This is a genomic window from Martelella sp. AMO21009, from assembly GCF_053484295.1.
The window spans coordinates 1-13,523 of sequence record NZ_JBAKFR010000002.1; the positions used below are offsets into that span (position 1 = coordinate 1).

A 13,523-nucleotide genomic window follows, 5' to 3' on the forward strand; every position below is an offset into this window, starting at 1 on the left:
CAATCCAGCGGCCCGCAGCTGCATCACAACAATAGCGCAGATCCAACAAACAATGGTCGGGCTGGACCCAAGCATCCAGGCCCACACGGAGAACTTTGCATGGACCCTCGGGTCAAGCCCGAGGGTGACACGCAGGGCGGGAAGGAGCGGCCTCGTCCAGCTTCACTTCAACGCCGAAATCAGCGCCTTCAGCTCGTTTTCCACCTTCGGACGGATATCGTCGCGTTTCAGGGCGAGCGCCACATTGGCGATGATGAAGCCTTCCTTGGAGCCGCAGTCGAAGGTTTGGCCGTCGAACTTGTAGCCGTAGAAATCCTGTTCCCTGGCAAGCGTCAACATGCCGTCGGTAAGCTGGATCTCGTTGCCCGCGCCGCGTTCGGTCTTGCCCAGGATCGGGAAGATTTCCGGTTGCAGGATGTAGCGGCCATTGATGAAATAATTCGACGGCGCGGTGCCCTTTTCCGGCTTCTCCACCATCTCCGTGATCTTGAAACCGCTGCCCACCGCCTCCCCGACGCCGACAATGCCGTATTTGTGCGCCTGTTCGGGATCGCATTCCTCTACGGAGACGACATTGCCGCCGGCGACTTCGTAGACATCCATCATGCCCTTGAGGCACGGCGTCTCGGCATCCATCACCATGTCCGGCAGGATCAGGGCGAACGGGTCGTGGCCGACGATCTCGCGCGCGCACCAGACCGCGTGGCCGAGCCCGTGCGGCTCCTGCTGGCGGGTGAAGGTGGAGGTGCCGGCAGTCGGCAGAAGGCTCGAAAGCAGGCTCAGCTCGGCATTCTTGTTGCGGGCCTTCAGCGTCGATTCCAGCTCGTACTGGATATCGAAATAATCCTCGATGACGTTCTTGTTGCGGCCGGTGACGAACACGAAATGCTCGATCCCCGCCTCGATCGCCTCATCGACCACATACTGGATGATCGGCTTGTCGACGACGGGCAACATTTCCTTCGGCACCACCTTGGTGGCGGGAAGAAACCGCGTTCCGAGCCCCGCGACCGGAAGCACTGCCTTGCGAACCTTCTTATGCTGAGCCAAGCCCCTCTCCTTTATAGACAATCATCGAAAATGAATGAACTCTGGCAATATTGTTCAGGTCTAGCAAGAGACAAGGGGCAGCGCAATCAAGCCGCCGCCCCTCGCAGAAATTTATCAAAAAAGGTCAGCCCGCCGGGAGCGGACCCGCGGCTTTACCGCGGCAGCAGGGTCTCGCCCATCAGCGCCTCGTCGATGGCGCGCGCCGCCTGGCGTCCCTCGCGGATCGCCCAGACCACCAGCGACTGGCCGCGGCGCACGTCGCCCGCCGTCCAGAACTTGTCGACCGAGGTCTTGTAGTCATCATCATTGGCGACGACGTTGACCGAGCCGCGGCTGTCGGTGTTAAGCGTCAGCCGGCCTTCGAGATCGGCCAGAACGCCGCTCTTGAACGGTCCCCTGAAGCCGATCGCGATGAAGGCGAGATCGGCCTTGATGACGAATTCCGTGCCGGGAATCGGCTTGCGCTTTTCATCCACATGGCAGCATTTCACGCCGGTGAGCACGCCATCCTCGCCAACGAATTCGAGCGTCGCCACCTGGAACTCGCGGACAGCGCCTTCGGCCTGCGAAGACGAGGTGCGCATCTTAGTGGCCCAGAACGGCCAGACGGCGAGCTTGTCTTCCTTTTCGGGCGGCTGTGGGCGAATGTCGAGCTGGGTGACCTTGACGGCGCCCTGGCGGAAGGCGGTGCCCACACAGTCGGACGCCGTGTCGCCGCCGCCGACGACCACGACATGCTTGCCGCCGGCGAGGATAGGCTCGGACGGCCAGCCGGTGCTGTCGATATTCTCGCGGCCGACGCGGCGGTTCTGCTGCACCAGGAAGGGCATCGCGTCATGCACGCCATGCAGATCGCCGCCGCCGATGCCGGAAGCGCGCGGGGTTTCCGAGCCGCCGCAGTAGAGCACGGCGTCGTAATCGGCAAGAAGCTGGTCGACCGTCACATCGACGCCGACATTGACGCCGCAATGAAATTCGACACCTTCGCCGCGCATCTGCTCAACGCGGCGGTCGATGAAGTTCTTCTCCATCTTGAAGTCGGGAATGCCGTAACGCAGCAGCCCGCCGGGCTTGGACTCGCGCTCATAGAGGTGAACCTCGTGGCCGGCGCGGCCAAGCTGCTGGGCGGCCGACATGCCGGCCGGACCGGAGCCGATGACCGCCACCTTCTTGCCGGTCTTCACTGTTGCCGGCTGCGGAACGATATAGCCCAGCTCATAGGCCTTGTCGGCGATTGCCTGCTCGACCGTCTTGATCGCGACCGGGATATCCTCGAGGTTCAGCGTGCAGGCCTCTTCGCAGGGCGCGGGGCAGACGCGGCCGGTGAATTCCGGGAAATTATTGGTCGAATGGAGGTTGGCAATCGCCTCTTTCCAGTTGCCGTTATAGACCAGATCGTTCCAGTCCGGGATCTGGTTGTGGATCGGACAGCCGGTCGGGCCATGGCAATAGGGGATGCCGCAGTCCATGCAGCGGGCCGCCTGCTTCTGCACCTCGGGGTCCGACATCGGGATCGTGAATTCGCGGAAATGACGGATGCGATCGGAGGCCGGCTGATACTTCGCGACCTGCCGGTCGATTTCCATGAAACCTGTAACTTTACCCATGATTTTCCCTGAATTACTCGATGACGACCGCAGTGCCGGAAACCGATACCATCAGCATGGTTCCGCGATCGGAGGTAATGTTTTCATAGTCGAGATCGACCCCGATGACGGCATTGGCGCCAAGCCGCTCCGCCTGATGTTCCATTTCCGCATAGGCGGTTTCGCGCGCCTCGCGCAGCGAGGCTTCATAGGCCGCCGAACGCCCGCCGACGATATCGCGGATGCCGGCCATGAAATCGCGGAAAATATTGGTCCCGAGAATGGTCTCGCCGGTGACGATGCCTTTATAGGCCACGATCTTGTGGCCTTCGAGCGTATTCGTGGTGGAAATCAGCATTGCGACACCTCGGTTTCAACCGGAGCCTTGCGGCTCATCCAAACTCTATTCACGTTCCCAGTTCTCGACCTTGAGGCCTGGAACCCGCTCAAACTCTCTCTCATTCGCCGTCACCAGCACCGCATCGAGCGCAAGCGCGTGGGCGGCGATCAGCATGTCCATCTGGCCGATCGGCGTGCCGGCCTTTTCAAGCGCCAGCCGCAATTCGGCATATTTCCACTCTGCCGGGCTCTCCCATGGCTGGATGTCCAGACTGCCAACCAGCGCCTCGACATCCCTCTTGAGCCGCTCGGAGCCCCGTCTCAGATAACCGAACCGAAGCTCGGCCACCACGACGATACTGGTACATAGCGAAACCGCATCTTCCTCGAACAATCTCCGGCCGACGGGTCCGGCCGGAAATTTCAGCGCATGCGATATCGCATTTGTATCCAGCAGATACCTCATTTCTAAAGATCGACGTCCCGCGGCGGCAGGTCTTCGATCTCCGGCAACCATTCATCTTCCGGCAGAGGCGGCTGCGCGCGAAGCCACTCGATAACCTCCCGTGGCGTCATCTTCTTCTTCACCGGCTCGATCGTGATCAGGCCGCTCTCTTCCTGTCTGATGATGACCTCGTCGCCTTCCAGTTCGAATTCGCTCGGAATTCGCACGGCGCGGCTGCGGCCATTCATGAAAATCCGGGACTTTCTTTCCTTGGTGATACGGTTGGACATCTCAGCCTCCATACCTGTGATATGACATTGTCATATCACAGGCATTTCGAAGCAACAATCACTCCGCCGCCACGCCCATGCGCATGCGCTCCATCTCTTCCAGAGCGCGGCGATATTCGACCGGCATGACCTTGCGGAACATCGGGCGGTAATGCGCCCAGTCGTCCAGGATCGCCTTGGCGCGCGCCGAACCGGTGTAGAGCAGGTGGTTGGTGATCAGCCGCACAAGGCGCTCCTCGTCATGGCGGGTCATGTCGCCGGAAACGTCAACGCGGCCCTTGTGCATGATGTCGCCGCCATGGTGGTGGAGCTTTTCGAGCATGTCGTCTTCTTCCGGAACCGGCTCCAGCATGACCATGGCCATGTTGCAGCGGTCGGCAAAGCCGCCATCCTCGTCCAGCACATAGGCAACGCCGCCGGACATGCCGGCCGCGAAGTTGCGGCCCGTCTGGCCAAGCACGACGACGATGCCGCCGGTCATGTATTCGCAGCCATGATCGCCGACGCCTTCGACAACGGCGGCCGCACCGGAGTTCCGCACCGCAAACCGCTCGCCGGCCACGCCATGGAAATAGCATTCGCCCGAGGTCGCGCCGTAAAGCACGGTATTGCCGACGATGATCGATTCCTCCGGCACGATCGGCGTGTTTTCCGGCGGACGGATGATGATCTTGCCGCCCGAAAGCCCCTTGCCGACATAGTCATTGCCGTCGCCGACGAGATCGAATGTCACGCCGTTTGCAAGGAACGCGCCGAAGGACTGGCCGGCCGTGCCCGTGAGCTTGACCGTGATCGTGTCTTCCTTCAGGCCCTTCTCGTTCCAGCGCTTGGCAACCTCGCCCGAAAGCATCGCGCCGGCGGAGCGGTCGACGTTCTTGATCTCGGTCTCGATCGTGACCTTTTCCTTGTTCTCCAGCGCCGGCATCGCTTCGGCGATCAGCTTGCGGTCAAGAATGTCGTCGATCGGGTGCTTCTGGCGCTCGGTCCAGAAGGTCGCTTCCTTGGGTGCTGCCACCTTGTGGAAGATCCTCGAGAAATCGAGACCCTTCGACTTCCAGTGCGCGATCGCCTCGTCCTTGTCGAGATATTCGACAGCGCCGATGACGTCGTTGAGACTGGTGAAGCCGAGTTCGGCCAGCAGCTCGCGCAGTTCCTCGGCCACGAAGAAGAAGTAGTTGACGACGTGTTCCGGCGCGCCCTTGAAGCGCTTCCTCAGGACCGGGTCCTGGGTCGCGACGCCCACCGGGCAGGTGTTGAGGTGGCACTTGCGCATCATGATACAGCCGGCCGCAATCAGCGGCGCGGTGGAGAAGCCGAATTCATCGGCCCCCAGCATTGCGCCGATCAGCACGTCGCGGCCGGTCTTCAGCCCGCCATCGACCTGCAGCGCGATGCGCGAGCGGAGCCCATTCAGCACCAGCGTCTGCTGGGTTTCGGCAAGGCCGATTTCCCAGGGGCTGCCGGCATGCTTCAGCGAGGTCAGCGGCGAAGCGCCGGTGCCGCCGTCGAAGCCCGAGATCGTGATGTGGTCGGCGCGCGCCTTGGCAACGCCAGCGGCAACCGTGCCGACGCCCACTTCCGACACCAGCTTGACCGACACATCCGACGTCGGGTTGACGTTCTTCAGGTCGTAGATCAGCTGCGCCAGATCCTCGATCGAATAGATATCGTGGTGCGGCGGCGGCGAAATCAGGCCGACGCCCGGCGTCGAGTGCCGGGTCTTGGCGATCGTCGCGTCGACCTTGTGGCCGGGCAGCTGGCCGCCTTCGCCGGGCTTTGCGCCCTGCGCCACCTTGATCTGCAGCATGTCGGCATTGACAAGATATTCGGCGGTGACGCCGAAACGGCCCGACGCGATCTGCTTGATTGCGGAGCGTTCACGCGGATAGGAGCCGTCCGGCAGCTTCAGATAGCGATCGCTCTCCTCGCCGCCCTCACCGGTGTTCGACTTGCCGCCGATCTGGTTCATGGCAATCGCGAGCGTGGTGTGGGCCTCGCGCGAGATCGAGCCGAACGACATCGCCCCGGTCGAGAACCGCTTGACGATTTCCGAAGCCGGCTCGACATTTTCAAGCGGCACCGGCTTGCGGCCGATCTCACTCGCATTCTTGATCCGGAACAGGCCGCGGATCGTGTTCATGCGCAGCGCGGTGGCATTTTCCATCTTGGCGAAGGCATCGTAGCGGTCACGGGCATTGCCGCGCACGGCGTGCTGCAGCTCGGCCACCGCATCCGGCGTCCAGGCATGGGCCTCGCCGCGCATGCGGTAGGCATATTCGCCGCCGATATCGAGCGTGGAGGACAGCACCGGGTCCTTGCCGAAGGCAGACGCATGACGGGCCACGGTTTCTTCCGCAACCTCGGTCAGGCCGACACCCTCGATCATCGAGGCGGTTCCGAAGAAGAACCGTTCTACGAATTCCGAAGACAGGCCGATCGCATCGAAAATCTGCGCGCCGCAATAGGATTGATAGGTCGAAATGCCCATTTTCGACATGACCTTGAGCATGCCCTTGCCGACCGCCTTGATGAAGCGATAGACCACCTCGCCGGCATCGACCTCCTGCGGGAACATGCCCCTTGCATGCATGTCGGAGAGCGTATCGAAGGCAAGATAGGGATTGATCGCCTCCGCGCCGTAGCCCGCGAGACAGCAGAAGTGATGCACTTCGCGCGGCTCGCCGGATTCGACCACGAGGCCGACAGAGGTGCGAAGCCCCTTGCGGATCAAGTGGTGGTGTACGGCGGCGGTCGCCAGCAGCGCGGGGATCGCGATCCGGTCCGGGCCGATCTGCCGGTCGGACAGCACGATGATGTTGTAGCCGCCGCGCACGGCAGCTTCAGCGCGCTCGCACAGCCGGTCGATCATCGCCGGCATGCCTTCCGCGCCCTGCTCGACGCCGTAGGTGATGTCGAGGGTCTTGGTGTCGAAACGGTCCTCGGTGTGACCGATGGAGCGGATCTTTTCAAGATCGCCATTGGTCAGGATCGGCTGGCGCACTTCCAGGCGCTTTTCACGCGAGGCGCCCTCATGATCGAGGATGTTCGGACGCGGACCGATGAACGAGACCAGGCTCATCACCAGTTCCTCGCGGATCGGGTCGATCGGCGGGTTGGTGACCTGGGCGAAGTTCTGCTTGAAATAGGTGTAGAGCAGCTTCGACTTGTCCGACATCGCCGAAATCGGCGTATCGGTGCCCATCGAGCCGATCGCTTCCTGGCCGGTGGTCGCCATCGGCGACATCAGGATCTTGGTGTCTTCCTGGGTGTAGCCGAAGGCCTGCTGGCGGTCGAGCAGCGACACATCGCGGCGCAGCGCCCGGGGCTCCACCGGGTTCAGGTCCTCAAGGATCAACTGGGTGCGGCCGAGCCAGTCCTGATAGGGGTGCATGCCGGCGAGCTCGGACTTGATCTCCTCATCGGAGATGATCCGACCCTTTTCCATGTCGATCAAGAGCATCTTGCCGGGCTGGAGGCGCCACTTGGCAACGATGTTTTCCTCTTCCACCGGCAGGACGCCCGCTTCCGAGGCCATGATGATCCGGTCATCCTTGGTGATCAGATAACGCGCCGGACGCAGGCCGTTGCGGTCGAGCGTCGCGCCGATCTGGCGGCCGTCGGTAAAGGCAACGGCGGCGGGGCCGTCCCACGGCTCCATCAGCGAGGCATGGTATTCGTAGAACGCCTTGCGCTCCGGGCTCATCGACATGTTGCCGGCCCAGGCTTCCGGGATCAGCATCATCACGGCATGCGCCATGGAATAGCCGCCCTGCACCAGGAATTCGAGCGCATTGTCGAAACAGGCGGTATCGGACTGGCCCTCATAGGAGATCGGCCACAGCTTGGTGATATCGTCGCCGAACAGCGGCGAGGACACCGACGCCTGACGGGCCGCCATCCAGTTCACATTGCCGCGCAGCGTGTTGATCTCGCCGTTATGGGCGACCATACGGTAGGGGTGCGACAGCTTCCAGGACGGGAAGGTGTTGGTCGAAAACCGCTGATGCACGAGGGCGACGGCCGATTCGAACCGCGGATCGGCAAGGTCCTTGTAATAGGCGCCAACCTGATAGGCGAGGAACATGCCCTTGTAGACGATGGTCGAGGACGACATCGACACGGCATAGAAATCCTCGGTCGCCTCCGGGCTTTCGGAGAAGATCGTGTTGGAAATCACCTTGCGCAGCACGAACAGGCGGCGCTCGAACTCCTGCTGCGAATGGGCGCGCTGGCCGGCCCCGATGAAAACCTGCAGGTGATAGGGTTCGGTGGCGGCGATATCGGGCGCCTTCGACAGCGAGGAATTGTCGACCGGCACTTCGCGGAAGCCGAGGAAAGTCTGCCCCTCGTCGACGATCACCTTCTCGATGATCGCCTTGTAATGGGCAATGCGCGCCTCGTCGCGCGGCAGGAAGAAATAGCCGACGGCATATTCACCGACCTTCGGCAGAGTAACGCCTTCCTTGGCCATCTCCTCACGGAAGAAGCGGTCGGGGATCTGCATCAGCATGCCCGCGCCATCGCCCATCAGCGGATCGGCGCCGACAGCGCCGCGATGGGTGAGGTTTTCCAGGATGAACAACCCGTCGCGCACGATCTGGTGCGACTTCTCGCCCTTCATATGGGCGATGAAGCCGACGCCGCAGGCATCGTGTTCGTTGCGGGGATCGTAAAGACCCTGACGTTTGGGGCGACGACCGGTAGCTGCTTTGGCTTCGGTCGCCACGGAGGCAAGCTCAGTGACCGGTGCACCATCAAGCGCTATGGGCGTCATCTTCGTCATTCAAGATCTCCTAAAATCCTGCCGGATGCAGGCGAAGCCGGGGCACACAGGCGAGCCGGGACGATTGTCCCTCTCCGGCCTGCCATCAATTTCACTTAAGTCCGAAGCGGAAACCATGAACAACCGTCATGGAAAACCGACCGGCCGTGTCCTGACTGATAAGACGCGGAAGCTTCCCGTCGTCCGAAAGGGCCACTATAAACCCAAAGCGGTATGACGTCAGCCCCTCGGCGGCAATCGTGCCAGACACAAAAATAGGACAGCATAACTGTCCTATCTGCCCTTCATGCCAGAAACAACATAAACTGGCAAGCAAAATCACAATGCCGGGCCCGCTGAAATGAGCAAAAATTACCGAAAGGTCGCTATCCGCGCAATAAAGTTACCCACGTCGGCCGCCATTCGCAATTCGTGAAACAAAGAGGCTATTTTCGGGCAGATTCCACGCCTGTTGGCTGCAATCGCGCAATCTTTTCTCGACATCTCACCAGCGCAGCTTTTTCAATGGCCGGCCTTTACAAAGCCGACTTTCTTCCCCGATATCCGCAGCATCACGAGATTTGAGGTTTTTCCGCCATGTTCTTTGCTTCCGACAACTGGTCCGGCGCCCACCCCGCCATTGGCGAGGCGCTGATGCGCGAACAGTCCGGCTACGCCAACGCCTATGGCACCAGCGCGCTCGACCGCAAGATCGAGGCGAGGTTCAACGACGTGTTCGAGCGCGAGGTCGCGGTGTTTTTCGTCGGCACCGGCACGGCAGCCAATTCGCTGGCGCTTTCCTCCGTCGGTCGGCCGGGCGGCGTGGTGTTCTGCCACAAGGATGCGCACATCGCCAATGACGAGGGCGGCGCGCCGGAATATTTCACCGGTGGCGGAAGGCTGGCGACGGTTTCGGGCGAAAACGGCCGGATGAACCCGGCAGCGCTCCGGCGCATGATCGGGCGTTACCCGGCCGATTTCATCCATCACGGCCAGCCGATGGCGGTGTCGCTGACGCAGTCCACCGAGGTCGGCACGGTCTATGCGCTGGACGAGATCGACGCGATCACCGCCGAGGCAAAGGCCCACGGCCTGCCCGTCCACATGGACGGCGCCCGTTTTGCCAATGCGCTGGCGGCCCTTGACGTATCACCCGCCGAGATGACCTGGAAGCGCGGCGTCGACATTCTCTCCTTCGGCGGCACCAAGAACGGCTGCTGGTGCGCCGAGGCGATCGTGTTCATGAATCCCGATCAGGCCCGCGACATGCCGTTCATCCGCAAGCGCGCCGCCCATCTGTTCTCCAAGACCCGGTTCATCTCCGCCCAGTTCGATGCCTATCTCGAAGATGGGCTCTGGCTTGAACTCGCCCGCCACTCCAACGCCATGGCCGAGCGGATGCGTCAGGCCTTCCGCGCGGCCAAGACCGCCCGGCTTGCCTGGGAGACCGCCACCAACGAGGTGTTCATTATCCTGCCGGAGGAAGCGGCGGACGCCGCCCGCAAGGCCGGCGCGCAGTTCCACAACTGGCCGACGCCCGCCGACCAGCCGGACCTGATCGGCGAAGGCGAGGCCCTGATCCGCTGCGTCACCAGTTTTTCGACCGAGGAGCAGGAAATCGACCGCTTCGTGTCGTTTCTGTAATCGTCTCCCCGCGCCGCTCACGCCCCCATCACGGACCGGTCATCCGCCGTGACAAATGGATGACGCGCCATTGATTTCCAGTTGAAGCCTCTCTTTGCCACACTTCATCACGCAAGGCCGACCTTGCTTACAACCGATGAAGAGGAGAGCTTCATGTCCAAGACTTCAAAATTCAGCGCGGCAACACTCGCCGGCGCACTCGCCGTCGCCGCCGGCACGATTGCCGCCACCACCCCCGCCCAGGCCGCCAACGTCAAATGCTACGGCGTTGCCATGGCCGGCCAGAACGATTGCGCCGCCGGCCCCGGCACCACCTGCGCCGGCACCTCCAAGGTCGATTACCAGGGCAATGCCTGGAAATATGTCGAGGAGGGCACCTGCACCGAGATGATGCTGCCGGGCGACCGCATGGGCTCGCTGGAGCCACTCGACCGCGACATGCCGGCCATGTGAGCCCCGCCGCCGGCGTCCCCCGCGCCGGCGGTCTTTTCCCGGAGGCGACGATGCACGCGATATCCAGAAAATTCGAAAGCCACGGCGTCATTCCCGCCCGCGCCGGCGCCGGCTTCAAGACCGCCCATGCCGATGCCATTCTTGCCGATGCTTATCGCGTCGGCTTTCTCGAAGTGCATGCGGAAAACTACATGGGCGAAGGCGGTCATCCGCATCGCGTCCTCACCCGCATGCGCGCCGACTTTCCGCTGTCGATCCACGGCGTCGGCATGTCGATCGGCGCGCCAGGCGGGCTTGATCCCGCCCATCTCGCCCGGCTGAAACGGGTGGTGGAGCGCTACGAGCCCGGCCTCGTCTCCGAGCATCTCGCATGGTCCACCCATGAGAGCGCCTATTACAACGACCTGCTGCCGCTGCCCTATACCGAGGAAACGCTGGCGCTGGTCGCCGCCCATGTCGATGCGGTCCAGACCGCCATCGGCCGCACCATCCTGCTCGAAAACCCCTCCACCTATGTCGCCTTCGCCGAAAGCGCGATCCCCGAGACCGAGTTCCTGGACGAGATCGCCCGGCGCAGCGGCTGTGGCCTGCTGCTCGACGTCAACAATGTGCACGTCTCCGCCATCAACAACGGTTACGACGCGGTCGCTTACCTGAAGGCCTATCCGCTGGAACGGGTTGGGGAGATCCATCTCGCCGGCCATGCCGAAGACAGCGACGATAACGGTGCGCCCCTGCTGATCGACGCCCATGACCGGCCGGTGGCCGATGCCGTCTGGGGACTTTACGAGTTTGTTCTGAAACAGGCCGGCCCGCTGCCGACACTGATCGAATGGGACAATGACGTGCCCGACTGGCCGGTGCTGAAGCGCGAGGCGATGATTGCCGATACACTGATCGCCGACCATACCGGCTGCTCCCTGCTGGGGGCGCGTCATGGCTGAGCCGGCGAAGACGCAAGCCATAGCGACCGATTTTCCGGCGTTCGCCGCAAGCCTGATGCGGCCCGACGCCGCTGTGCCGGACGGCGTGATAAACCCGCTTGGCGGGCAGGCGGAGAGGCGTTACGCGGTCTACCGCAACAATGTGGCGATGAGCCTGAAGGGCGCGCTCGGCGATATCTTTCCGGTGACGCGGCAGGTCGCCGGTCCACGCTTTTTCGACGCCATGGCGCTGGAGTTCCTGGCGGGAAACCCGCCCCGCTCGCCAATCCTTGCCGAATACGGCCGCGACTTTCCGGATTTCGTGGCCGGGTTCGCGCCGGCGCGCAAACTGTTCTTCCTGCCCGACGTCGCAAGGCTGGAGCGAGCCTGGCTCGACGCCTATCACGCCGCCGACTGCCCGCCGCTTGCGTCCGAAACGCTGCTGTCGCGCGATCCGGAGGCATTGATGGCAACCCGGCTTTCCCCTCATCCTGCCGCCCGGCTTCTGGAGCTCGGCTCCGCCGCGGCCAGCATCTTTCTAAAGACAAAGGCCGGAGAAAGCCTGAAGGGCCTCGATCCCTCGCCTGCCGAAATCGCCTTGATCACCCGCCCGCATTACGACGTCGCGGTCCACCGCGTCACACCCGGCGATGCCGCCTTCGTGAAGACGCTGTTTGAGGGCGAGGCGATCGGCGAGGCCGCAGAGCGCGCAGCCGAGGCCGATGCCGGCTTCGATCTTCCGTCAGCCTTTACGCTGGCGCTCACCACCGGCGCGTTCACCGCGATAAGCCCGGAGGATGCCCCCAAATGAACCTGCCTCATCGCCTTTGCGGGCTTTACAGCGGCACCGCCAAAGCCCTTGAGCGGGCCCTGGCCTTCTGGCTACCCGGACTGCTCGCCCGCTTCGTCTTTGCCGCCACGCTCTGGTTCTACTTCCTGAACTCGGCGTTGACGAAGGTCGGGACCGGAATTGCCGGCTTCTTCATGGTGCGCGACAGCGCCTATTACCAGATCGCGCTGCCCGCCGTGGAGGCCGCCGGCGGCGACATTTCCCAGGTGCCGTTCCTCTGGAATCTTGTGGTCTATCTCGGAACCTATGCCGAATTCCTGCTGCCTCTGATGGTGGTGCTCGGACTGCTGACGAGGCTCGCAGCGCTTGGCATGGCGATCTTCATCGCTGTCCAGACCTTGGTCGACATCACCGTCCATCAGGTCGGGCCCGAGACCATCGGTGCGCTGTTCGACCGCTTCCCCGACGCCGTGATCCTGGACCAGCGCCTGCTGTGGCTGTTTCCGCTCGCCTACCTCATCATCCACGGACCCGGCCTTATCTCGGTGGACGGCTTGGCGGGCCGCGTCCTTTGCAGGCGATAGAGACAAAAACGGCGCCCCTCGTGTGAGGAGCGCCGCCCGTTCATCTCAACCGCGCTGATCAGGCCGCGGTTTTCTCACTGTTCTTGCCGACATCGGCAGAGATCATTCTGGTCTGGTCGCCATCGCGGGTTTCGATCGCGATCCGGCGCGGCTTCATGGCTTCGGGGATGTTGCGAAGAAGCTCTACGTGCAGGATGCCGTTCTTCAGGCTGGCGCCGCGCACTTCCATGTGGTCGGCGAGCTGGAACCGGCGTTCGAAGGCGCGCTTGGCAATGCCGCGATAGAGATATTCGCGACCGTCATTGGCTTCTTCCTCGGCCTTTTCGCCACGCACCGTCAGCACGTTGGCATGGGCTTCGATCGAAAGCTCGTTTTCGCCGAAACCGGCGACGGCCATGGTGATCTGGTAGTCGTTTTCACCGGTGCGCTCGATATTGTAGGGCGGATAGGTGGGGGCCTGTTCAGGCTGGCCTACGGTATCAAGCAGGTTGAAAAGCCTATCGAAACCAACAGTGGAACGATAAAGGGGCGAAAAATCGACGTTACGCATATTGTCCTCCTTTGAGCGACGCGTTTGCGGTATATTCCCGGCAATCCCGAGACCGGCGATTGCTGGGAACGGTTACGGACCCGAGCTTCGGCGTCCGACGCGATTTA

12 protein-coding genes are annotated in these 13,523 nt (G+C 62.5%); 5 read left to right on the forward strand and 7 right to left on the reverse strand.

All coding sequences use genetic code 11. The features are described from left to right. Positions 1-162: 162 nt before the first annotated feature. The 6 genes from galU to gltB form a co-directional block, all read right to left on the reverse strand. A complete protein-coding gene (gene galU, locus V6766_RS02220; protein WP_448463205.1) occupies positions 163-1,050 on the reverse strand; it encodes a UTP--glucose-1-phosphate uridylyltransferase GalU in 888 nt (295 codons plus the stop codon). 152 nt (positions 1,051-1,202) lie between these two features. Then, complete coding sequence (locus tag V6766_RS02225; protein ID WP_448463207.1) at positions 1,203-2,657, reverse strand: glutamate synthase subunit beta; 1,455 nt, start codon at positions 2,655-2,657, stop codon at positions 1,203-1,205. Between the two features lie 13 nt (positions 2,658-2,670). Then, on the reverse strand, positions 2,671-2,994 hold the full coding sequence (locus V6766_RS02230; RefSeq protein WP_018064849.1) for a heavy metal-binding domain-containing protein: 324 nt from the start codon (positions 2,992-2,994) through the stop codon (positions 2,671-2,673). 45 nt (positions 2,995-3,039) lie between these two features. Beyond that, a complete protein-coding gene (locus V6766_RS02235; protein ID WP_448463210.1) occupies positions 3,040-3,492 on the reverse strand; it encodes a PIN domain-containing protein in 453 nt (150 codons plus the stop codon). Further along, entirely contained in the window at positions 3,444-3,710 is a 267-nt protein-coding gene (locus V6766_RS02240; protein WP_448430604.1) for an antitoxin, read from the reverse strand. The genes V6766_RS02235 and V6766_RS02240 overlap by 49 nt, the downstream gene beginning before the upstream one ends. Before the next feature lie 58 nt (positions 3,711-3,768). Next, entirely contained in the window at positions 3,769-8,493 is a 4,725-nt protein-coding gene (gene gltB, locus V6766_RS02245) for a glutamate synthase large subunit (RefSeq protein ID WP_448463212.1), read from the reverse strand. Positions 8,494-9,069: 576 nt separating this feature from the next. Here gltB and V6766_RS02250 point away from each other — a divergent pair. From V6766_RS02250 to V6766_RS02270, 5 genes are all read left to right on the forward strand, one after another. After that, positions 9,070-10,116: a threonine aldolase family protein gene (locus tag V6766_RS02250; protein ID WP_448463214.1), complete on the forward strand. Its 1,047-nt coding sequence runs from the start codon at positions 9,070-9,072 to the stop codon at positions 10,114-10,116. Between the two features lie 153 nt (positions 10,117-10,269). Further along, complete coding sequence (locus V6766_RS02255; protein WP_230720171.1) at positions 10,270-10,569, forward strand: BufA1 family periplasmic bufferin-type metallophore; 300 nt, start codon at positions 10,270-10,272, stop codon at positions 10,567-10,569. A 50-nt stretch (positions 10,570-10,619) separates the two neighbouring features. After that, complete coding sequence (bufB, locus tag V6766_RS02260; RefSeq protein WP_448463216.1) at positions 10,620-11,513, forward strand: MNIO family bufferin maturase; 894 nt, start codon at positions 10,620-10,622, stop codon at positions 11,511-11,513. Beyond that, on the forward strand, positions 11,506-12,303 hold the full coding sequence (locus V6766_RS02265; protein WP_448463218.1) for an HvfC/BufC family peptide modification chaperone: 798 nt from the start codon (positions 11,506-11,508) through the stop codon (positions 12,301-12,303). The genes bufB and V6766_RS02265 overlap by 8 nt, the downstream gene beginning before the upstream one ends. After that, a complete protein-coding gene (locus tag V6766_RS02270) occupies positions 12,300-12,866 on the forward strand; it encodes a DoxX family protein (RefSeq protein WP_448463220.1) in 567 nt (188 codons plus the stop codon). Before V6766_RS02265 ends, V6766_RS02270 begins: the two co-directional genes overlap by 4 nt. A gap of 58 nt (positions 12,867-12,924) precedes the next feature. Here V6766_RS02270 and V6766_RS02275 read toward each other — a convergent pair whose 3' ends face one another. Then, the gene (locus tag V6766_RS02275; protein WP_230720167.1) at positions 12,925-13,416 is read right to left on the reverse strand and encodes an Hsp20 family protein; all 492 of its coding nucleotides are present in this window, start codon (positions 13,414-13,416) and stop codon (positions 12,925-12,927) included. Positions 13,417-13,523: the final 107 nt, after the last annotated feature.

Coding starts and splice junctions, on each gene's coding strand:
- V6766_RS02270 (WP_448463220.1), top strand. CDS start 12,300: ATGAACCTGCCTCATCGCCTTTGCGGGCTTTACAGCGGCACCGCCAAA.
- V6766_RS02230 (WP_018064849.1), bottom strand. CDS start 2,994: ATGCTGATTTCCACCACGAATACGCTCGAAGGCCACAAGATCGTGGCC.
- gltB (WP_448463212.1), bottom strand. CDS start 8,493: ATGACGAAGATGACGCCCATAGCGCTTGATGGTGCACCGGTCACTGAG.
- V6766_RS02240 (WP_448430604.1), bottom strand. CDS start 3,710: ATGTCCAACCGTATCACCAAGGAAAGAAAGTCCCGGATTTTCATGAAT.
- V6766_RS02265 (WP_448463218.1), top strand. CDS start 11,506: ATGGCTGAGCCGGCGAAGACGCAAGCCATAGCGACCGATTTTCCGGCG.
- V6766_RS02235 (WP_448463210.1), bottom strand. CDS start 3,492: ATGGTTGCCGGAGATCGAAGACCTGCCGCCGCGGGACGTCGATCTTTA.
- bufB (WP_448463216.1), top strand. CDS start 10,620: ATGCACGCGATATCCAGAAAATTCGAAAGCCACGGCGTCATTCCCGCC.
- V6766_RS02255 (WP_230720171.1), top strand. CDS start 10,270: ATGTCCAAGACTTCAAAATTCAGCGCGGCAACACTCGCCGGCGCACTC.
- V6766_RS02250 (WP_448463214.1), top strand. CDS start 9,070: ATGTTCTTTGCTTCCGACAACTGGTCCGGCGCCCACCCCGCCATTGGC.
- V6766_RS02275 (WP_230720167.1), bottom strand. CDS start 13,416: ATGCGTAACGTCGATTTTTCGCCCCTTTATCGTTCCACTGTTGGTTTC.
- V6766_RS02225 (WP_448463207.1), bottom strand. CDS start 2,657: ATGGGTAAAGTTACAGGTTTCATGGAAATCGACCGGCAGGTCGCGAAG.